Here is a 17,865-nt window from a genome sequence, read left to right on the forward strand (position 1 = left end):
AGACCCTGAAAAAGGAAACGGCATCGGGAGTTCCCGATGCCGTTGAATAGGCCCCCGCCTTGGCCGCTAGGCCGGCATCCTGAACCTGGGGTTCAGAATTGGTCGCAGTTAGCAGCACTTCGGGTACATCAGACAGAGTGACGCGCGCGCCCGTGCTACAAATTTCCGCAACCGTGCACATGGCATTGGTTCAAGGAATATATGACCTTGGCGAACCAGGCAGGGAAGCTGACTGAACTGTGTTTCGTTGCGCCAATTTGACCACCGTTGATCGCCGAGATCAAGGGGAATCGACGCATCGATCAAACCTTACTGCGTCTCGTGCTGTGCGAGCACCGCGCCGAGCTGTTCGTTCATCTGGTGCATTGTACGACGGATTTCTTCCGCCGGAAATGCTTCACCGTGCCGCACGCTGGTTTGCAGTCGCAGCAATTCGGATGCGAGCGACAATGCGGCCATCACGGCGATGCGATCGGTGCCGCGCACCGAACTGTTCGCGCGGATTTTCGACATTTCGGCGTCGACGCGCGCGACGGCCTCGAGCAGCGCCGCTTCGGTTTCGGCCGAACAGGCGAGCCGATACGGCTGACCGAGAATCGAGACTTCGATCTGCTTGGTGCTCATGCATGTTCTCCGTGGCTGGCCGCGTCATCGCTATCCGTACGCGCCTGCGCGTCCAGCAGATCGAGCTGATTGTCGGCCTGCTCCGCGCTCTTCGAGCGCGGCAGCTTTTCGAGAATCGCGTTCAGTTTGACCTGCGCGTCGTCGATCTTTGCCGACAGGGTGTCGCGCTCGGCCGCGAGCGCATTGCGTTCCTCGCGCAGTTGCGCGAGTTCCGCTCGGACCGTGTCCGCTTCCGTGCGCAATTGCGCGACCTGCTCCTCGAGCGCGAGCCGTTCCGTGTGATAGCGCTTGTTCAGCGAAATCAGACGGCCAATATTTTGAGATAAGGTTTCGAGTTCGTTGAGCATCTGCTGCGTCCTCTAAAGACCCAGCATTTTAGCGCGGAATAACGCACATTCCGACATCTGTAACGTTTCCAGTCGTAACACCCCCGCTTCTTGCCTCGAATATGCGTGCCGAGCGTGCTCCGAAACGCGCGCTTGCCGCTTTCTTGACGCTCGTGCGGCCCGCTCCTAAACTGGCGCCGCCTCGGTGCTCGCGCGTGCGTCGCGCGGTTAAACGGGAAGCAGGGCGCGTACTCCGCCAGGACCTCGCCAACCTGCGCTGCCCCCGCAACGGTAAGCGGCCGCGTCGCAAGACGCAGGCCGGCTCGGGCGTGTCTGCGTGCAGGTTTCGCACGCGGGCACGGGCCACTGCGCGCGACACGCGCGGGAAGGCGAGCCGGTACGCTGCAGCCCGGATACCGGCCGAGGCGAGGGGCCCGCACGGGCTTCGTGACGCGTGGCCTGCGGGGAAGCGGGGCGCGCAGTGCTTCACGGGACTTCTTCGATGCTGACCCCAATCGTTCGCTCGACGCTCGGCGCGCAACGCGGATTGCCGCTCGCCGCCGTCGGGCGGACTACCGCACACGGCGATCCGGCGCGATTCACGGCGACGTGCGCCGTCGTGGCGACCGTGCGTGCCGCGTCGATCGCGTCGAGCGCGTCGAGCGCCAATGTGGCGTGGCCCGCGACGATCGTATCGCGCGTGCCGCGCACGCTCGCGAATGCCGACGCGCAGTGCACCGGATTCGATACGCCGGACCGCGCCGCACGCACGGACACTGACCCGATGTGGCGGCTTCCACTATATTGCGCAGAACGTACGCCGCAGAAAGGTGGCGCGCCTCGCCGGATCGTCGCAGCACCAACGCGCCACGGCCGACGCGCGGCTGGCCGCGGGTCGCGATGTCGCGGGATGCGGCTCGGCGATCACGAAATGGCCGACGTCGCGGTGCACGACGACATTGCCGCGTCGCGATACGTCCGTGAACGCTTCAACAACCCCTGTTCCACGAGGATGACGAGCTTGCGTATTCCCACAACACGCCGAAGCGCCGCGACCGTGTCGCGTTCGACCGGCACCGGCGGTCAGCGGATGCGTCGCGCGTGGTGCGCGATGCCGCGCAGCGCATGAGCGCCGTCCGGGCCGCCACGATCTGGGCCGTACTGGCGGCCGTGGTCGCCATGCTGTTCGTCGCGTCGCTGTCGATCGGCAGCGTGCCGATGTCGCCGTGGCAAGCGCTCGCATCGCTCGTTCCCCACGGCGGCGATGCGCTGTTCGCCGACATCGTGCGCACGCTGCGGCTGCCGCGCGCACTCGCCGGCTTCGCATGCGGCGCGCTGCTCGCGCTGGCCGGTGCGCTGCTGCAGGTGCTGCTGCGCAATCCGCTCGCGGAGCCGTACGTGCTCGGCGTGTCGGGCGGCGCGGCGGGCTTCGCGCTCGTCGCGATGATCGCGGGCGCCGCATGGTGGCTCGTCGATGCGTCGGCGTTCGCGGGCTCGCTCGTGTCGGTCGCGTTGGTGCTCGGGCTCGCGCGTCGCGAACTGTGGCGCGGCGAATCGCGCGATGCGTCGCCGCGGCTGCTGCTCACCGGTGTCGTGATCGCGGCTGGATGGGGCGCGCTCGTCACGCTGCTGCTGTCGCTCGCGCCCGACGGCCGGTTGCGCGGCATCCTGTTCTGGCTGACGGGCGACCTGAACGGCGTAAGCGCGCCGTGGTTCGCATGGGGCGCGCTGCTCGTGGCCGCCTGCATCGCGCTGCCGGCCGCGCCGCAACTGAACGTGCTGCTGCGCGGCGATGCAACCGCGCTCGCGCTCGGCGTGCCGGTCGCGCGGCTGCGGGTGCGGATCTATCTCGTCGCGTCGCTGGCCGCCGCGGCGGCGGTGACGACGGCCGGCACGATCGGCTTCGTCGGTCTCGTCGTCCCGCATGCGCTGCGGCTCGCGTTCGGCAACGACCAGCGCATGCTGCTGCCCGCGGCGATGCTGGCGGGCGGCGGCGGCGTGATGGCGGCCGATCTGCTCGCGCGCACCGCGATCGCGCCCGCGCAATTGCCGGTCGGCGTGATGACCGCGTTGATCGGCGTGCCGGTGTTCCTGTGGATGTTGCTGAGGAGACCGATGCGATGACGCTGACCGCAACGCGCAGCGCGGGTGACATGACGTACACGGCGGCCGGCGTGACGCTGAAGGCCGGCGACCGTACGCTGCTCGACGGCTTCACGCAGACGTTCCGGCCGGGCGAGATCTGGTGTGTCGCCGGGCCGAACGGCGCCGGCAAGACGACGCTGCTCGCGACGCTCGCGGGGCTGCAGCCGCCGGCCGGCGGCCACGTCGAGATCGACGGGCGGCCGCTTGCGGGATGGCCGCCGGAGCAGCTCGCGCAACGGCGCGCGTTGATGCCGCAGCAACTGCACGACGCATTCAGCGCGACGGTATTCGATACAGTGCTGCTGAACCGCTTTCCGTATCTGGGCGGCTGGGGTTGGGAGCGTGACGGCGACCGCGCGGCCGCGCGCGATGCGCTCGCGACGTTCGGGCTGACCGCGCTCGCATCGCGCGATGTGCTGTCGCTGTCCGGCGGCGAGCGTCAGCGCGTCGCGCTGGCCGCGACGCTGTGCCAGGATGCGCCGCTGATGCTGCTCGACGAGCCGCTCGCGCATCTGGACCTGCATCACCAGATCGATTGCCTGAGCGCGCTCGCCGCATGGCTCGACGCGGGCCCGCGCACGGTGCTGTTCTCGTGCCACGACCTCAATCTCGCGCGGCGTTTCGCGACGCACGCGCTGTTGCTCGACGGTCGTGGCCATGCATGGGCCGGCCCCGTGCACGACGTGCTGACGCCGGCGCGTGCGAGCGAGGCCTTCGGCTATCCGCTCGTGCTGATCCGCGAGAACGGCCGCGACGCGCTGCTGCCCGCGTGGCCCGAGCGGCGATGATCTTCCTTCTATCGATGCGCGGCACCGGCCGCGCCAACGAGGCAACCTTCCGATGACGAACCCGACCGACTTCCCGCCCGCGATCGCACCGCTCGACGACGCGCTGCGCAAGCGCCTGCAGCATGTGATCGATCACAAGACCAAGCCGCCCGGCAGCCTCGGCCAGCTCGAGGCGCTTGCGTTGCAGATCGGGCTCATTCAGCGCACCGAGCGGCCGCACGTGCAGCGTCCCGTGACGATCGTGTTCGCCGGCGACCACGGGATCGCGGCCGAAGGCGTGAGCCCGTATCCGCAATCGGTCACCGCGCAGATGGTCGCGAACTTCCTCGCGGGCGGCGCGGCGATCAACGCGTTCTCCGGCGTCGCGCAGAGCGCACTCGAGATCGTCGATGCCGGCGTTGCGTCGCCGCTGCCGGTATCCGACCGGCTCGTGTCGTTGCCGATCGCGCGCGGCACGCGCAACTTCGCGGTCGAGCCCGCGATGACGCGCGACGAGGCGAACACCGCGCTCGCGGCCGGCGCCGCACGCGTGCGGCTGCATGCATCGCTCGGCACGAACGTGATCGGCTTCGGCGAAATGGGGATCGCAAACACGTCGTCCGCCGCGTGCATGATGAGCCGGCTGCTCGACGTGCCGATCGACGCGTGCGTCGGCCGCGGCACGGGGCTCGACGACCAGGGGCTCGCGCACAAGCGCGCGGTGCTCGGCCGCGCGCTCGTCAGGCATTCGCATGCGATCGCGCCGATCGACGTGCTCGCGACGTTCGGCGGCTTCGAGATCGCGATGATGACGGGTGCGTATCTCGCGGCCGCGAGCGAACGGATGACGATCCTAGTCGACGGCTTCATCGCGACGTCCGCGCTGCTCGTCGCGGAACGCATCGCGCCCGGCGTGCGCGACTACTGCGTGTTCTCGCATGCATCGCACGAGGCCGGGCACCGGCGCATGCTCGAGCATTTCGGCGCGAAACCGCTGCTCGCGCTCGACCTGCGGCTCGGCGAAGGCACGGGCGCGGCACTCGCACTGCCGCTCGTGCGCGCGGCGGCCGCCTTCCTCGCCGAGATGGCGAGCTTCGAGTCCGCCGGCGTCGACAACCGTGACGCCTGAACGCGCGCGCGGCGCACGCGCCGAACTGCGCTACTTCTTCGTCGCGCTCGGCTATTTCACGCGCGTGCCGGTGCCGCGCGCGATCGGCTACGAGGCGGGCGATCTCGACCAGGCGGCGCGCTATTTCCCGCTGATCGGCGCGTGCGTCGGCGCGTGGGGCGCGCTCGTCTATCTCGCCGCGCTGCGCGTGCTGCCGGCGTCGATTGCAGTTGGCCTGTCGATGGCCGCGACGCTGCTCGCGACCGGCGCGTTTCACGAGGACGGCCTCGCCGACAGCTGCGATGCGTTCGGCGGCGGTTACGCGCGCGACGACGTGCTGCGGATCATGCACGATTCGCGGATCGGCACGTTCGGCGCGGTCGCGCTCGTGATCGCGCTTGGGCTGAAGTGGCAGGCGCTTGCAGCGATGCCGCCGCTGCGCGCCGCATGGACGATGATCGCCGCGCACGCGGCGAGCCGCGCGGCGGCCGTCAGCCTGCTGATATCGCTCGACTACGTTCGTCCGGAGGGCAAGGCGAAGCCGGTTGCGCAGCGCATGGGCGCGCGCGCGGCATGGGTCGCGGCCGTGTTCGGGCTGCCGTGGCTGTTCTGGCCGGACTGGCGCGCGGGCGTCGCCGCGCTCGCCGCGCTCGTGCTCGTGCGCGCATGGGCGGCCCGCTATTTCGTGAAGCGGATCGGCGGGTATACGGGCGACTGTCTCGGCTTCACCCAGCAACTGAGCGAGCTTGCAATCTACCTGGTGGTGCTCGGATGGATGTCGTCCTGATTCGCCATCCGGCCGTCGCCGTCGAACCCGGTGTCTGTTACGGATGCAGCGACGTGCCGCTCGCCGCACCGGCCGAGCGTGGCGCGCATGCCGTGCGCGATCATCTGCTGGCGCTTGGCGCGCCGTCGCCCGCACAGGTCTGGACGAGCCCGCTGACGCGCTGCGCATCGGTCGCCAATCGGCTCGCGAAGGCGCTCGACGTGCCGCTGCGGCGCGATGCGGACTGGCAGGAAATGGATTTCGGCGCGTGGGAAATGCAGCGCTGGGACGATATCGACCGCGCGGCGCTCGATGCGTGGGCGGCCGACCTGATGCACGCGTGCGCGCACGGCGGCGAGAGCGTCGCGCGGTTCGCCGCGCGTATCGAGCGAGCGGCCGACACGCTCACGCAGGTCGACGCACCGCACTGGGTGTTCACGCACGCAGGCGTGATACGCGCGTTCGCGTCGCACGTGTTGCGCGTGCCGCTCGATACGCTGCTGTCGCGCTCGGTGCCGACGGGCGGTGTCGTCTGGCTGCGTGGCGACGATGCGGCGCGCACTTGGGAAGTCGTGCACTGGGATGAGTAGGCGATCGCGCACCGGTGTGTCGCCGGTTCGCGATCATGCATGCATCGGCCGCCCAATGAGCCCAATGGCATGCCGAAATCAGTGTGCCGGCCGCCGTGCGCGCGCGGTATCGAGATCCTCGCACAACGCAGCCGCGCCCTGAGCGATCCGCGGCGACGGTCGCGTCAGCAGATCGCCGTCGATCGCGAACAGGTTGCTGCGCGCCACCGCCGTCATCGCGGGCCATGTGCGCCAGCGCGCGAGGCTCGGCAGCGGTGCGTCCGAGCGTGTCGCGCCGGGGCTCGTCGTCACGATCGCCTCCGGATTGGCGGCGAGGACGGCTTCGTCGGTGACGGTCGGCACGAGCGGCTTCAGCGCGGCGAACACGTTGCGGCCGCCGCACAGCGTGATCACGTCGTTGATCAGATGATCGCCGTTGAGCGTCATCAGCGGCCGGTCCCATACCTGGAAGAACATCGTGACGGGCGCACGCGTCGCGTAACGCGCGCGCAGCGCCGCGATGTCGCGCGAGAACGATGCGGCGGTTGCAGCGGCCGCCGGTTCCGTGCCGAGCAGCGTACCGAGCCGCAGCAGCGACGACGTCACGTCGTCGAGATGCTTCGGCTCGCTGAAGAACAGCGGAATGTGCAGCGCACGCAGCGCGTCGATCTGGCGTTCGGCGTTGCCGTGCCGCCAGACGACGATCAGGTCCGGCTTCAGCGCGGCAATGCGCTCGAGGTCGAGCGCCTTGTTGTCGCCGACGCGCGGCACGGCCTGCGCGGCGGGCGGATAGTCGCTGTACGTGACGGTGCCGACGAGCTTCGCGCCGCCGCCGGCCGCGTAGACCAGCTCGGTCGCGTGCGGCGCGAGACTGATCACGCGCCGCGCGGGAGCCGGCAGCGTGACGGTATTGCCGGCGTCGTCGCGCGTCGTGACGTCGGCGCGAGCGAGGGGCGCATGCGCGAGCGCGACCACCATCGCGAGCGGCGGCAGCCGGCGGAGCATGCGGGCGTTCATGCCGATTGCTGTTGCAACGTCGGCACGCACTGCGCGAGCGCCTCGATCACGCGCTGCCATTCGGCTTCGCTGCCCGGCAGGCCGATGCGCACGCTCGACGGCTGCGGGAAGTGTCGCGTCCAGATCCCGTGCGCAGCGAGCGCCGCATGCAGAGCGGTCGCGCGCGGGTCGTCGGTCCAGCTGAAGAGCGGTGTCGCGCGCACCGCGAAGCCGTGCGCGCGCAACAGCGCGGCGAGCCGTTCGCCGTGCGCGGCGAGCCGCTCGCGAGCGGCGGCCTGCCACGCGTAATCGCCGAACGCGGCGACGACCGCATGACGGGCGGGGCCGCTCACGGTCCATGCGCCGAGCAGGTCGCGCAACGCGGCGATATGCTGCGGGCAGCCGAGCACGAAGCCCGCGCGGATGCCGGCGAGACCGAAGAACTTGCCGACCGAGCGCAGTACGACGAGGCCCGCGCGATCCGCGTATTGCGCGAGCGACGGCGTGGCGCCGGTATCCGCGAACGCTTCGTCGACGATCAGCGTGCCGCCGCGCGCCGACAACTGCGCGTGCCAGCCAAGCAGGCGTTCGGCCGGAACGACATCGGCCGTCGGATTATTCGGATTCCCGATGATGACGTGACGCAGCGTCGCGGGCAGCACGTCCGCGCCGATGTCGAGCGGCACGACGCGATGGCCGTGACGCGCGAATGCCGGCGCGTATTCGCCATACGCGAGCGTCGCGACACCGGCGTCGCCGGCCGGCAGCAGCGCGGGCAATGCGCGGATCGCGGCCTGGCTGCCGGCGACCGGCAGCACGTGCGCGGCGTCGGGCGCGCCGTAGTAGCGGGCCGCGCAGGCGGCGAGCGCGTCGCCGTCGTCGGGCAAGCGCCGCCATGCGTCGGCCGGCACGGGCGGCACCGGATAGCCGAGCGGATTGATGCCGGTCGACAGGTCGAGCCAGGCGTCGTATGGGATGCCGTGGCGGCGTGCGGCTTCGTGCAGGTTGCCGCCGTGCGGGATGCGTGCGTCAGACATGATGGGTAGCGAGGATGAGGGCGCCGCTCGCGACGAGCAGCGCGAGCCACAGCGCGAGTGTGCGCGTGACGAGCGACAGCGCGGCGACGACGTGCGTGGCCGTCGCGGGCGCGCCGGTGCCGAGCGCGGGACGGTCCTCGATTTCGCCGTGATAGACGGCCGGGCCGCCGAGCTGCACGTTCAGGCTGCCGGCGCCCGCGGCCATCACGGGGCCCGCGTTCGGGCTGTCCCAGTGACGCGCCTGCGTGCGCCAGCAGCGCCACGCGGCGGCGGTGTCGCCGAGCAGCGCATAGCTCGCGGCCGTGAGACGCGCGGGAATCCAGTTCAGTGCGTCGTCCAAGCGGGCGGCGGCCCAGCCGAAGGTCAGGAAGCGCGGCGTGCGATAGCCCCACATCGCATCGAGCGTGTTCGCGAGCCGGAACAGCAGCGCGCCGGGACCGCCCGCGACGACGAACCAGAAGAGCGCGCCGAAGATCGCATCGTTGCCGTTCTCGAGCGCCGATTCGACGGCCGCGCGCGACAGCGCGCCTTCGTCGGCTTCGCTCGTGTCGCGCGATACGATGCGTGCGGTCAGCGCGCGCGCGGCGTCGAGGTCGTGCCGCAGCAGCGCGGCGGCGATCGGCGCGACGTGGTCGGCGAGGCTCTTCGCGCCGAGCGCGAACCACAGCAGTGCGACGTGCAGCGCCGCTGCGAGCGGCCAGGGCAGCACGGCAGCGAGCCACGCCGCGACGGCCACCGGCGGCAGCACGGCCGCGCCCCATGCGGCGACGCCGGCCACGCGGCCGCGCCGGCCCGTGTTCATCGCGGCTTCGATGCGCGCCGCGAGCCGGCCGAACGCGACGAGCGGATGCCAGCCGGCCGGTTCGCCGAACATCCGATCGACGATCGCGGCCGCGACCGCCAGCATCGCGACGATTGGCAGCGACAGCATCAGCATGACGGCGCTCCGGCCTTGAGCTCGAGCGGCAGTCCGGCGACCAGCAGCGTCACGCGCGTCGCCAGTGCGGCGACGCGCTGGTTCAGGCGTCCGAGTTCGTCGACGTAGCGGCGCGTGACCGAGCCGAGCGGCACGACGCCGAGCCCGATTTCGTTGCTGACGACGATCACCTTCGCGCGGGCACCGCGCAACGCGCGTTCGAGCTGCGCGACCTGCGCCGCGTACTGCGCATCGTCGAGCGGTTCGCCGTCGAGCGGGCACAGCAGGTTCGTGAGCCACAGCGTCAGGCAGTCGACGAGCAGGCACGCGCGCGGATCGTCGAGCCGTGCGAGCGTGCCGGCGAGATCGACGGGCGCGTCGGCGAAGCCCCAGTCGGCCGGCCGGCGTGCGCGATGATGCGCGATGCGCTGTTCGAATTCGGCATCGGCGGCCGTCGCGGCCGCGGTCGCGATATAGGTGACGGGGCGGCCGCTGTCGGCGGCGAGCCGCTCGGCATGCGCGCTCTTGCCCGAGCGCGCGCCGCCGAGGACGAAGGTGAGGTCGGGCGGAATCATCGCGTGATTGTAACGGCGCGCGCGTGCCGGCGCGGGCGATAATGCGGCCTTCGCTTCGCCACGACTTTGCACACGATGAACGCACCCGAACCGCTGCCGCGCGGCACGTTGATGATCCAGGGCACGACGTCCGACGCGGGCAAGAGCACGCTCGTCGCCGGCCTGTGCCGCCTCGCGCGCCGCGCGGGCGCGCGTGTCGCGCCGTTCAAGCCGCAGAACATGGCGCTCAACAGCGCGGTGACGGCCGACGGCGGCGAAATCGGCCGCGCGCAGGCGCTGCAGGCACTCGCCGCGGGTGTCGCGCCGCACACCGATTTCAACCCGGTGCTGCTGAAGCCGACGAGCGACCGCGGCGCGCAGGTGATCATTCACGGCAAGGCGCGCGCGAACCTCAATGCGCGCGCGTACCACGACTACAAGCCGGTCGCGTTCGACGCGGTGCTGGAATCGTACGCACGGCTGCGCGCCGGCTACGACACGGTGCTCGTCGAAGGCGCGGGCAGCCCGGCCGAGATCAACCTGCGCGACGGCGACATCGCGAACATGGGCTTTGCCGAGCGCGTGGACTGCCCGGTCGTGCTGGTGGCCGACATCGATCGCGGCGGCGTGTTCGCGCACCTGGTCGGCACGCTCGCGTGCCTGTCGGACAGCGAGCGCGCGCGTGTGCGCGGCTTCGTGATCAATCGCTTTCGCGGCGATTTCAAGCTGCTCGAACCGGGCCTCGACTGGCTGCGCGCGCAGACGGGCAAGCCGGTGTTCGGCGTGCTGCCGTACCTGCACGGGCTGCTGCTCGATGCCGAGGACATGCTGCCGTCGCAGGCGCGCAGCGCCGCCGCGCGCGGCGACGCCGGCGTGCTGCGCGTGGTGGTGCCTGCGCTGCCGCGCATCAGTAACCACACCGATTTCGATCCACTGCGCGCGCATCCGCAGGTCGAATTCACGTACTGGAAGAGCGGGCCGGTGCCGGATGCCGACCTGCTGATCCTGCCCGGCTCGAAGAGCGTGCAGCGCGATCTCGCGTGGCTGCGCGACGCGGGCTGGGACGCGCTGATTCGCCGCCATCTGCGCTATGGTGGCAAGGTGATCGGCATCTGCGGCGGGATGCAGATGCTCGGCCGCACGCTCGACGATCCGCTCGGCCTCGAAGGCGCGCCCGGCAGCGTGCCGGGGCTCGGGTTGCTCGACTTCGACACGACGCTGCAGCCGGACAAGACGCTGAAGAACGTGACAGGGCGTCTCGCGCTGCCGGGCGCGGCCGCGGCCGCCGTGCACGGCTACGAGATCCACATGGGCGACACGCGCGGGCCCGCGCTGGCGGCCCCTGCGCTGGAGCTGGCCGACGGCGACGCACCGGGCGGCGCGCGCACGGACGGCGCGGTGTCGGCCGACGGGCAGCTTCTCGCGACCTACGTGCACGGCCTGTTCGACGCGCCCGACGCGTGTTCGGCGCTGCTCGCGTGGGCCGGGCTCGACGGCGCGGAGCGGATCGACTACCCGGCGCTGCGGGAGGCGTCGCTGGAGCGTCTGGCCGACGCGTTCGCCGCGCATCTCGACCTGCGCGCGCTGTACGCGGAATTCCGCTGACGCGCGCACGCAGCGTGCCTGGCTTTTTCCGCCGGATCGCATACAACTCAGGTGGGCGGTGGTCCGCCCGGAGGAGGGTGACGATGAAGGCTCGATGGTGGTGGAGCATGCTGCTCGCGGCGCTGCTGGGCGCGTCGGCGATGGCGCACGCTTGCGACGGCTACGGGCCGGGCGGTGGCCCGGCCGGCTCGGGCGACGCGACGCAAGGCAAAAGTGGCGGCTGAGGTCGCTTCAGGGATTGGCTGGCGGGGCATGATCGGTCATGCCCTTTTTTGTTGCCCAATTCGTTCCTGTAAGGAATCAGTTAAAGCCAAGTGGCGCATTTATTGGCCGAATGGGTTGGAATACAGTGCGATCCATTCTCATCCATTTACGAAGGAATTCGCCATGAACCCCAATCGCCTGAACGATCTCGGCGCGACGCTGCTGCGCGTGGCCCTCGGCGTGCTGTACCTCGCCCACGTCGCGCAGAAGGTGTTCGTCTTCACGTTGCCCGGCACCGCGCAGTTCTTCGCGTCGATCGGCCTGCCGGGCTGGCTCGCGTACGTGACGACCTTCGTCGAGCTGGCCGGCGGCCTCGCGCTGCTCGCGGGCTTCCGCGTGCGCAGCGCGGCGCTCGTGCTGCTGCCGTTCATGCTCGGCGCGGTGTCCGCGCACCTGCCGAACGGCTGGAGCTTCGCGTCGCCGAACGGCGGCTGGGAATACCCGGCGTTCTGGGCGGTCACGCTGGCCGTGCAGGCGCTGCTGGGCGGCGGCGCGTTCGCGCTCGGCGCACCGCGGGCCGCGACGCGCGCCGCATAAACGGGGCGACATCGGCGCAACCCGTTCCGGTGACCCCCGGTTTGCCGATATCATCGCTCCCTGTATCCGCATTCGAGCGGCGCGTGGCACACGGCACGCGCCGCGCGGCTTTTTCGGGGGAATTCATGACGGTGATCGTGGTGGCGAATCCGAAGGGCGGCGTGGGGAAGAGCACGCTGTCCACCAATCTTGCCGGCTATTTCGCGGCGCAGGGCGCATGGGTCGCGCTCGCCGATCTCGACCGGCAGCAGTCCGCGCATGCGTGGCTCGACTTGCGCCCGGCCGGGCTGCCGGCGATCGAGGCATGGGAGCTCGATCCGGATGCGCCGTCGAAGCCGCCGCGCGGCCTCGAATATGCGGTGATCGACACGCCGGCCGGCCTGCACGGCAACCGGCTCAACGTCGCGCTGCAGCTCGCGGACAAGGTGATCGTGCCGCTGCAGCCATCGATGTTCGATATCCTCGCGACGCAGCAGTTTCTGGAGCGCCTCGCCGGCGAGAAGGCCGTGCGCAAGGGCAGCGTCGAGGTCGGGATCGTCGGGATGCGCGTCGACGCGCGCACGCGTTCGTCCGACCAGCTGCACCGGTTCGTCGAAGGGCTCGGCCTGCCGGTGCTCGGCTACGTGCGCGACACGCAGAACTACGTGCAGATCGCCGCGCACGGCCTGACGCTGTGGGACGTCGCGAAGAGCCGCGTCGACAAGGATCTCGAACAATGGCGGCCGATCGTCGAGTGGGCCGAGCGGCGTGCGCCGAAGGCGGAGAAGGCCGCGAAGGCGTCCTGATCCGCGCGACGGCCGAGCCGGGACGGCGAACGCGCTGCGAAGCGCGTCAACGGAAAGGGCCTGGTCCGGCATCGCGCCGGACCAGGCCCTTCGTACGTAAGCGGCTGCGCTGCGTCGGCCACCGACGCGCGCGAGGCATCGCGACAGCAATCGCGACAGCACTCCGGCGGGTCATGACCCGCCGGCGGCCGCGGGCGTCAGCTCCAGCTCTGCGTCGGCACGTGATCGCGGTGGCCCTTGATCTTGTTGCCTTCGTCGATGAACACGAGCTTCGGTTTCCAGCCGGCCTGCAGCTCGGCTTCGTCGACCATCGCGAACGCCGCGATGATCACGAGGTCGCCGAGTTGCGCGCGGCGCGCGGCCGAGCCGTTCAGCGAGATCATCCCGCTGCCGCGTTCGCCCTTGATCGCGTACGTCGAGAAGCGCTCGCCGTTGTTGATGTTCCAGATGTCGATCCGTTCGTTTTCGATGAGGCCCGCCGCTTCGAGCAGGTCTTCGTCGATCGCGCACGAGCCTTCGTAATGCAGCTCGCAGTGCGTGACGGCCGCGCGGTGGATCTTCGATTTGAGCATGTGGCGCTGCATGGGTGTCTCCGTGATGCGTGAGAGGCGCGGCCGGGCGGCCGTCAGATTTCCAGGTTGTCGATGAGGCGCGTCGCGCCGAGCTTGGCGGCCGCGAGCACGACGAGCGGCTCGCCGCCTTCGAGTTCGGCGGCGCTCGGCGCGATCAGGTTCGCGCGCCGGCGGATCGAGATGTAGTCGGGCGCCCAGCCGCGCTCGGCCAGGTGCGTGTGCGCGCTCTGCTCGAGCTTGCCGAGGTCGCGTTCGCCGCCGAGCACGCTGTCGCGCATCCGCTGCAGCGTCTTCGCGAGTTCGGGCGCTTCCCGGCGCTCGTCGGGCGTCAGGTAGCGGTTGCGTGACGACAGCGCGAGGCCGTCCTCGTCGCGCACCGTTTCGGCCGCGATGATCTCGACCGGCAGCGCGAGCTGCTGGCACATGCGGCGCACGATCATCAGCTGCTGGTAATCCTTCTTGCCGAACACCGCGACGCGCGGCTGCACGCACGACATCAGCTTCGTGACGACCGTGCACACGCCGGTGAAGAAACCGGGACGGAACTCGCCCTCGAGAATCCCGCCGAGGTCGTCCGGCGGCAGCACGCGGTACTCCTGCGGCTCCGGATACATGTCGCGCTCGGTCGGCGCGAACAGCACGTAGACGTTTTCCTTCTGCAGCTTCTCGATATCGTCCTGCAGCGTGCGCGGATATTTGTCGAAATCCTCGTTCGGGCCGAACTGCAGCCGGTTGACGAAGATGCTCGCCACGACAGGGTCGCCGTGCTGGCGCGCGAGGCGCATCAGCGACAGGTGCCCTTCGTGCAGGTTGCCCATCGTCGGCACGAACGCCGTGCGGTTCTGTCCGCGCAACTGGTCGCGCAGTTCCTGGATCGAGCTGATGACTTTCATGATCGGGTAGCGGGTTCCTCGCGCATGCGCGCGTTGGCGCCGCGGCTGCGGCGTCGGGGTCGAAGCGGAGAACGCCGGCGCGCGGGCCGCGCATCGGGCGTCGGCGGATTGTAGAGGATTTGGCCGCCGGACGCATCGAAAAAAGAACGATCGTTCACTTTTTAATCGGGCGCACCGCCGGCGGCGCGCGCAGCAGCAGCGCGCACACGGCGGAATCAGGTGGCGTGGTGGGGCTTTAAGCGGGCAGGTACGCGAGGCGCACGTAGATCGGTGCGAACGGTTCGGGCTGCGTGATCTCGACGAGCGATTCGCGCGCGAGCTCGAGCATCGCGATGAAGTTCACGACGACGACCGGCACGCCGCGCGACGTGTCGAACAGATCGGCGAACTCCATGAAGCGCGCGTTCTGCAGCTTGCGCAGGATCAGGCTCATGTGTTCGCGCACCGACAGCTCCTCGCGGGAGATCTTGTGGTGCTGGACGAGCTTCGCGCGCTTGAGCACGTCGGCCCACGCGGCGCGCAGGTCGTCGGCATCGACGTCGGGAAAGCGCGGCGTGATGCTCTGCTCGATGTAGACTTCGGCGCGCAGGAAGTCGCGCCCGAGTTGCGGCAATTGATCGAGGCGTTGCGCGGCGAGCTTCATCTGCTCGTATTCGAGCAGGCGGCGCACGAGTTCCGCGCGCGGATCCTCGGCTTCCTCGCCGGTGTCGGCCTTCTTGACCGGCAGCAGCATCCGCGACTTGATCTCGATGAGCATCGCGGCCATCAGCAGGTATTCGGCGGCCAGCTCGAGGTTCGACGTGCGGATCTGGTCGACGTAGCCCAGATATTGCGCGGTGACCTGCGCCATCGGGATGTCGAGCACGTTGAAGTTCTGCTTGCGGATCAGGTACAGCAACAGGTCGAGCGGGCCTTCGAACGTCTCGAGGAACACCTCGAGCGCATCGGGCGGGATGTACAGATCCTGCGGCAGCTTGAAGAGCGGCTCGCCGTACAGGCGAGCGAACGCCGCGACACCGTCGACCGTGTCGGGCGTCGAATCGGCGCCCGCGGGCGCGGCAATCGCGTCGTCCTGCCGGGCGGCGCTGGCCTCGTCGGCGGCGCTCACGTCGTCAGAAGTTCTGGTAGTAGACGTAGGACGTTTGCTTCACGCGCGATTCCTGCTGCTCGGCGCGCTCGTCGAGGTCGATCGGCTGCTTGTCCCACAGCAGGGAACGGCCCTTGCGCTGCTCTTCCTCGAGCGTCGGCTTCTGCTGCTTGAGCTGGTTCAGGAACTGCGTGACGTCGGACTGATACGGCATGGCTTGGCTTTCCGTTTCGGGCGGCGCAGGAGGCGCCGGATTCTGCGAATGCAGGATTTTACCGCATCGCGGGGAACAGCCGGCGCCAATCGCGCGTCGAATCCGCGGGTCGGCGCCCGGCGGGCCCGGGCACGGGCCGCGTTGCGCTGATGCGTCAAAGCGGCGCCCGCGCTGGCATGGCCGTCGCCCTGTGGTCAAATACAGGGTTTTCCACGAAAACACGACAACCGAGGGCGAGGTCATATTTGGCGGGTCAGGCGAACCAGCAAGCACACACGGCGCATGACGCGGGGCGGCGCACCGCGCGCCCGCGCGGACGACGCCGCGAAGCGGCCGTGGCCCTGGCCGCGGCGCGGGCGGCCCTCGTCGGTTGCGTCGCCGCGTTCGTCGCGCTGCCGGCCTACGCGAAGTACGACGTCGACATCGACGCGCCGCGCTCGATCCGCAAGCTGCTGAAGGCCCATCTCGATATTGCGCGCTTCGCGAAGCGCGACGACATCAGCGACGACCAGTTCGACTTCCTCGTGACCGCCACGCCGCAGCAGGTGCGCGACCTGACCGCGACCGCCGGCTATTTCTCGCCGATCGTGCGCACCGACGTGCGCACGCACAACGGCAGGCGCGACGTGCGCGTCGCGGTCGATCCGGGGCCGCAGACCATCGTGTCGACGGTCGACCTGACGTTCAAGGGGCCGGTGGATACCGAGGATCCGAAGCAGGAGGCCGCGACCCGGTTCGCGTTCTCGCTGAAGCCCGGCGACCCGTTCACGCAGTCCGACTGGGACGGCGCGAAGGGCGCGGCGCTCAAGCAACTGCAGTCGCGCCGCTACCTGGGCGCGAAGATCACGTCGTCGGAGGCGCGCATCGATCCGCGCACGCAGCGCGCGACGCTGGCCGTCACGTTCGACAGCGGCCCGACGTTTACGATCGGCAAGGTCGACGTCGACGGCGTGCGCCGCTATCCCGAGAAGATCGTCACCAACGTCAATCCGCTGTCGGAAGGCGAGATCTACGACGCGCGGCGGATTACCGAACTGCAACGGCAGCTGCAGAACACGCCGTACTACGCGAGCGTCGCGATCGACGTCGGCGACGATACGTCGAAGCCCGAGCGCACGCCCGTGCACGTGAAGGTCAGCGAGTTTCCGTACAACAGCATTCGCGGCGGCGTCGGCTATGCGACCGACACCGGCCCGCACGTGCAGGGCTCGTACACGTACCTCAATACGTTCGGCGCGGCGTGGCCGCTCACCGTGTCGGGCCGGATCGACCAGATCCAGCAGTACGGCCAGATCCAGCTGTCGATGCCACCGGGCCAGAAAGGCTGGACCAACAGCGTGCTCGCGTCGTACACGAACACCAACGTGTCGGACACGCGCATCTACAGCGCGCGGGTCGGCGTGCAGCGCACGCGAACCGGTCAGTTCATCGACTATGCGTATTCGCTGATGTACTACCAGGACCGGCTCGACCAGAACGGCGCCGGCCCCACCACGAGCCGCGCGCTGGTGCCGCAGTGGTCGTGGACGCGCCGCAACGTCGACGATCCGCTGTTCCCGCGCTCCGGCAACCTGATCCACGCGGAAGCCGGCTTCGCGATCAGGGGCGTGCTGACCGACCAGACCTTCATCCGCGGTTACGCGCGCGGCCAGCAGTACGTGCCGATCGGCCGGCGCGACCTGTTCGTGTTCCGCGCGGAGCTGGGAGGCGTGTTCACGAGCGGCAGCTCGACCGGCGTGCCGGCGTCGCTGCTGTTCCGCGCGGGCGGCTCCAACTCGGTGCGCGGCTACGGCTACCAGAGCATCGGCAACAACGTCGACGGCTCCGTGCTGCCGACCAAGTACCTGATGACCGGCACCGCCGAATACCAGCACTGGTTCAATCACGACTGGGGCGCCGCGACGTTCTTCGACATCGGCACCGCGACCGATGCGTGGGGCGAGCGGGTGTTCTACCCGGGCGTCGGCATTGGCGCGCGCTGGCGCAGCCCCGTCGGCCCGATCAACGTCGACGTCGCGTACGGGCTGCGCAACCGCACCGTGCGGCCGTACCTGACGCTCGGCATCGCTTTCTGACCTTGTTGCCCGACCCACGACGAAC

The 17,865-nt window shown here is 69.7% G+C and carries 22 protein-coding genes, 1 other RNA gene and 1 riboswitch; of the genes, 11 read left to right on the forward strand and 12 right to left on the reverse strand.

What is annotated here, in order from left to right; translation table 11 throughout:
• Positions 1-47 precede the first annotated feature (47 nt).
• The 4 genes from ssrS to O1Q03_RS21855 form a co-directional block, all read right to left on the reverse strand.
• Positions 48-229: non-coding RNA, 6S RNA (gene ssrS / locus O1Q03_RS21840), on the reverse strand.
• A gap of 80 nt (positions 230-309) precedes the next feature.
• Positions 310-624 (reverse strand): cell division protein ZapA, encoded by a 315-nt coding sequence (locus O1Q03_RS21845; RefSeq protein ID WP_011885730.1) that lies wholly within the window; start codon positions 622-624, stop codon positions 310-312.
• On the reverse strand, positions 621-971 hold the full coding sequence (locus O1Q03_RS21850) for an ATPase (protein ID WP_269506050.1): 351 nt from the start codon (positions 969-971) through the stop codon (positions 621-623). Before O1Q03_RS21850 ends, O1Q03_RS21845 begins: the two co-directional genes overlap by 4 nt.
• Before the next feature lie 165 nt (positions 972-1,136).
• A riboswitch (cobalamin riboswitch) is annotated at positions 1,137-1,389 on the forward strand.
• A gap of 47 nt (positions 1,390-1,436) precedes the next feature.
• A complete protein-coding gene (locus O1Q03_RS21855; RefSeq protein WP_269506051.1) occupies positions 1,437-1,661 on the reverse strand; it encodes a hypothetical protein in 225 nt (74 codons plus the stop codon).
• 220 nt (positions 1,662-1,881) lie between these two features.
• Between O1Q03_RS21855 and O1Q03_RS21860 the strand changes: the two genes are divergently transcribed.
• From O1Q03_RS21860 to cobC, 6 genes are read left to right on the forward strand one after another with little or no spacing between them, the layout of a single operon-like run.
• Positions 1,882-2,079 (forward strand): hypothetical protein, encoded by a 198-nt coding sequence (locus tag O1Q03_RS21860; protein ID WP_269506053.1) that lies wholly within the window; start codon positions 1,882-1,884, stop codon positions 2,077-2,079.
• Positions 2,076-3,074: a FecCD family ABC transporter permease gene (locus O1Q03_RS21865; RefSeq protein WP_269506054.1), complete on the forward strand. Its 999-nt coding sequence runs from the start codon at positions 2,076-2,078 to the stop codon at positions 3,072-3,074. The genes O1Q03_RS21860 and O1Q03_RS21865 overlap by 4 nt, the downstream gene beginning before the upstream one ends.
• Complete coding sequence (locus tag O1Q03_RS21870) at positions 3,071-3,883, forward strand: ABC transporter ATP-binding protein (RefSeq protein ID WP_269506056.1); 813 nt, start codon at positions 3,071-3,073, stop codon at positions 3,881-3,883. Before O1Q03_RS21865 ends, O1Q03_RS21870 begins: the two co-directional genes overlap by 4 nt.
• Before the next feature lie 52 nt (positions 3,884-3,935).
• Positions 3,936-4,991 carry a nicotinate-nucleotide--dimethylbenzimidazole phosphoribosyltransferase gene (cobT, locus tag O1Q03_RS21875; protein ID WP_269506058.1) on the forward strand — a complete coding sequence of 352 codons (1,056 nt, stop codon included), beginning with the start codon at positions 3,936-3,938 and terminating at the stop codon, positions 4,989-4,991.
• Positions 4,981-5,757, forward strand: a complete 777-nt coding sequence (locus tag O1Q03_RS21880; RefSeq protein WP_269506059.1) for an adenosylcobinamide-GDP ribazoletransferase — start codon at positions 4,981-4,983, stop codon at positions 5,755-5,757. Before cobT ends, O1Q03_RS21880 begins: the two co-directional genes overlap by 11 nt.
• Positions 5,742-6,326: an alpha-ribazole phosphatase gene (gene cobC / locus O1Q03_RS21885; protein ID WP_269506060.1), complete on the forward strand. Its 585-nt coding sequence runs from the start codon at positions 5,742-5,744 to the stop codon at positions 6,324-6,326. The genes O1Q03_RS21880 and cobC overlap by 16 nt, the downstream gene beginning before the upstream one ends.
• Positions 6,327-6,404: 78 nt before the next feature.
• Here cobC and O1Q03_RS21890 read toward each other — a convergent pair whose 3' ends face one another.
• The 4 genes from O1Q03_RS21890 to cobU are packed head-to-tail and all read right to left on the reverse strand — an operon-like array spanning position 6,405 to position 9,829.
• On the reverse strand, positions 6,405-7,322 hold the full coding sequence (locus tag O1Q03_RS21890) for a cobalamin-binding protein (protein WP_269506061.1): 918 nt from the start codon (positions 7,320-7,322) through the stop codon (positions 6,405-6,407).
• Entirely contained in the window at positions 7,319-8,338 is a 1,020-nt protein-coding gene (cobD, locus tag O1Q03_RS21895) for a threonine-phosphate decarboxylase CobD (protein WP_269506062.1), read from the reverse strand. Before cobD ends, O1Q03_RS21890 begins: the two co-directional genes overlap by 4 nt.
• Positions 8,331-9,275, reverse strand: a complete 945-nt coding sequence (gene cbiB, locus O1Q03_RS21900) for an adenosylcobinamide-phosphate synthase CbiB (protein ID WP_269506063.1) — start codon at positions 9,273-9,275, stop codon at positions 8,331-8,333. Before cbiB ends, cobD begins: the two co-directional genes overlap by 8 nt.
• Positions 9,269-9,829 (reverse strand): bifunctional adenosylcobinamide kinase/adenosylcobinamide-phosphate guanylyltransferase, encoded by a 561-nt coding sequence (gene cobU, locus O1Q03_RS21905; RefSeq protein ID WP_269506064.1) that lies wholly within the window; start codon positions 9,827-9,829, stop codon positions 9,269-9,271. The genes cbiB and cobU overlap by 7 nt, the downstream gene beginning before the upstream one ends.
• A gap of 75 nt (positions 9,830-9,904) precedes the next feature.
• Here cobU and O1Q03_RS21910 point away from each other — a divergent pair, with 75 nt between their 5' ends.
• From O1Q03_RS21910 to O1Q03_RS21925, 4 genes are all read left to right on the forward strand, one after another.
• The gene (locus O1Q03_RS21910; protein ID WP_269506066.1) at positions 9,905-11,413 is read left to right on the forward strand and encodes a cobyric acid synthase; all 1,509 of its coding nucleotides are present in this window, start codon (positions 9,905-9,907) and stop codon (positions 11,411-11,413) included.
• Positions 11,414-11,496: 83 nt separating this feature from the next.
• The gene (locus O1Q03_RS21915) at positions 11,497-11,637 is read left to right on the forward strand and encodes a hypothetical protein (protein WP_269506067.1); all 141 of its coding nucleotides are present in this window, start codon (positions 11,497-11,499) and stop codon (positions 11,635-11,637) included.
• 163 nt (positions 11,638-11,800) lie between these two features.
• On the forward strand, positions 11,801-12,214 hold the full coding sequence (locus O1Q03_RS21920; RefSeq protein WP_269506068.1) for a DoxX family protein: 414 nt from the start codon (positions 11,801-11,803) through the stop codon (positions 12,212-12,214).
• Positions 12,215-12,339: 125 nt separating this feature from the next.
• A complete protein-coding gene (locus O1Q03_RS21925; protein ID WP_269506094.1) occupies positions 12,340-12,999 on the forward strand; it encodes a ParA family protein in 660 nt (219 codons plus the stop codon).
• 197 nt (positions 13,000-13,196) lie between these two features.
• Here O1Q03_RS21925 and panD read toward each other — a convergent pair whose 3' ends face one another.
• The 4 genes from panD to O1Q03_RS21945 all read right to left on the reverse strand — a co-directional run bounded on the left by panD (position 13,197) and on the right by O1Q03_RS21945 (position 15,765).
• Positions 13,197-13,583: an aspartate 1-decarboxylase gene (gene panD / locus O1Q03_RS21930; protein ID WP_040141426.1), complete on the reverse strand. Its 387-nt coding sequence runs from the start codon at positions 13,581-13,583 to the stop codon at positions 13,197-13,199.
• 41 nt (positions 13,584-13,624) lie between these two features.
• Positions 13,625-14,464: a pantoate--beta-alanine ligase gene (gene panC / locus O1Q03_RS21935; protein ID WP_269506070.1), complete on the reverse strand. Its 840-nt coding sequence runs from the start codon at positions 14,462-14,464 to the stop codon at positions 13,625-13,627.
• Positions 14,465-14,699: 235 nt separating this feature from the next.
• Complete coding sequence (locus O1Q03_RS21940) at positions 14,700-15,572, reverse strand: segregation and condensation protein A (protein ID WP_269506071.1); 873 nt, start codon at positions 15,570-15,572, stop codon at positions 14,700-14,702.
• Positions 15,573-15,576: 4 nt separating this feature from the next.
• Positions 15,577-15,765: a DUF3460 family protein gene (locus O1Q03_RS21945; protein WP_044849219.1), complete on the reverse strand. Its 189-nt coding sequence runs from the start codon at positions 15,763-15,765 to the stop codon at positions 15,577-15,579.
• A gap of 245 nt (positions 15,766-16,010) precedes the next feature.
• Between O1Q03_RS21945 and O1Q03_RS21950 the strand changes: the two genes are divergently transcribed.
• On the forward strand, positions 16,011-17,840 hold the full coding sequence (locus O1Q03_RS21950; RefSeq protein WP_269506072.1) for an autotransporter assembly complex protein TamA: 1,830 nt from the start codon (positions 16,011-16,013) through the stop codon (positions 17,838-17,840).
• Positions 17,841-17,865 lie beyond the last annotated feature (25 nt).

It is taken from the genome of Burkholderia sp. IMCC1007, from assembly GCF_027257875.1.
Lineage (GTDB): Bacteria > Pseudomonadota > Gammaproteobacteria > Burkholderiales > Burkholderiaceae > Burkholderia.

Excerpts from the sequence above, each read along its gene's own strand:
- O1Q03_RS21845 (WP_011885730.1), bottom strand. The coding sequence starts at position 624 with ATGAGCACCAAGCAGATCGAAGTCTCGATTCTCGGTCAGCCGTATCGG.
- O1Q03_RS21850 (WP_269506050.1), bottom strand. The coding sequence starts at position 971 with ATGCTCAACGAACTCGAAACCTTATCTCAAAATATTGGCCGTCTGATT.
- O1Q03_RS21860 (WP_269506053.1), top strand. The coding sequence starts at position 1,882 with ATGGCCGACGTCGCGGTGCACGACGACATTGCCGCGTCGCGATACGTC.
- O1Q03_RS21865 (WP_269506054.1), top strand. The coding sequence starts at position 2,076 with ATGAGCGCCGTCCGGGCCGCCACGATCTGGGCCGTACTGGCGGCCGTG.
- O1Q03_RS21870 (WP_269506056.1), top strand. The coding sequence starts at position 3,071 with ATGACGCTGACCGCAACGCGCAGCGCGGGTGACATGACGTACACGGCG.
- cobT (WP_269506058.1), top strand. The coding sequence starts at position 3,936 with ATGACGAACCCGACCGACTTCCCGCCCGCGATCGCACCGCTCGACGAC.
- cobC (WP_269506060.1), top strand. The coding sequence starts at position 5,742 with ATGGATGTCGTCCTGATTCGCCATCCGGCCGTCGCCGTCGAACCCGGT.
- O1Q03_RS21890 (WP_269506061.1), bottom strand. The coding sequence starts at position 7,322 with ATGAACGCCCGCATGCTCCGCCGGCTGCCGCCGCTCGCGATGGTGGTC.
- cobD (WP_269506062.1), bottom strand. The coding sequence starts at position 8,338 with ATGTCTGACGCACGCATCCCGCACGGCGGCAACCTGCACGAAGCCGCA.
- cbiB (WP_269506063.1), bottom strand. The coding sequence starts at position 9,275 with ATGCTGATGCTGTCGCTGCCAATCGTCGCGATGCTGGCGGTCGCGGCC.
- cobU (WP_269506064.1), bottom strand. The coding sequence starts at position 9,829 with ATGATTCCGCCCGACCTCACCTTCGTCCTCGGCGGCGCGCGCTCGGGC.
- O1Q03_RS21910 (WP_269506066.1), top strand. The coding sequence starts at position 9,905 with ATGAACGCACCCGAACCGCTGCCGCGCGGCACGTTGATGATCCAGGGC.
- O1Q03_RS21915 (WP_269506067.1), top strand. The coding sequence starts at position 11,497 with ATGAAGGCTCGATGGTGGTGGAGCATGCTGCTCGCGGCGCTGCTGGGC.
- O1Q03_RS21920 (WP_269506068.1), top strand. The coding sequence starts at position 11,801 with ATGAACCCCAATCGCCTGAACGATCTCGGCGCGACGCTGCTGCGCGTG.
- O1Q03_RS21925 (WP_269506094.1), top strand. The coding sequence starts at position 12,340 with ATGACGGTGATCGTGGTGGCGAATCCGAAGGGCGGCGTGGGGAAGAGC.
- panD (WP_040141426.1), bottom strand. The coding sequence starts at position 13,583 with ATGCAGCGCCACATGCTCAAATCGAAGATCCACCGCGCGGCCGTCACG.
- panC (WP_269506070.1), bottom strand. The coding sequence starts at position 14,464 with ATGAAAGTCATCAGCTCGATCCAGGAACTGCGCGACCAGTTGCGCGGA.
- O1Q03_RS21945 (WP_044849219.1), bottom strand. The coding sequence starts at position 15,765 with ATGCCGTATCAGTCCGACGTCACGCAGTTCCTGAACCAGCTCAAGCAG.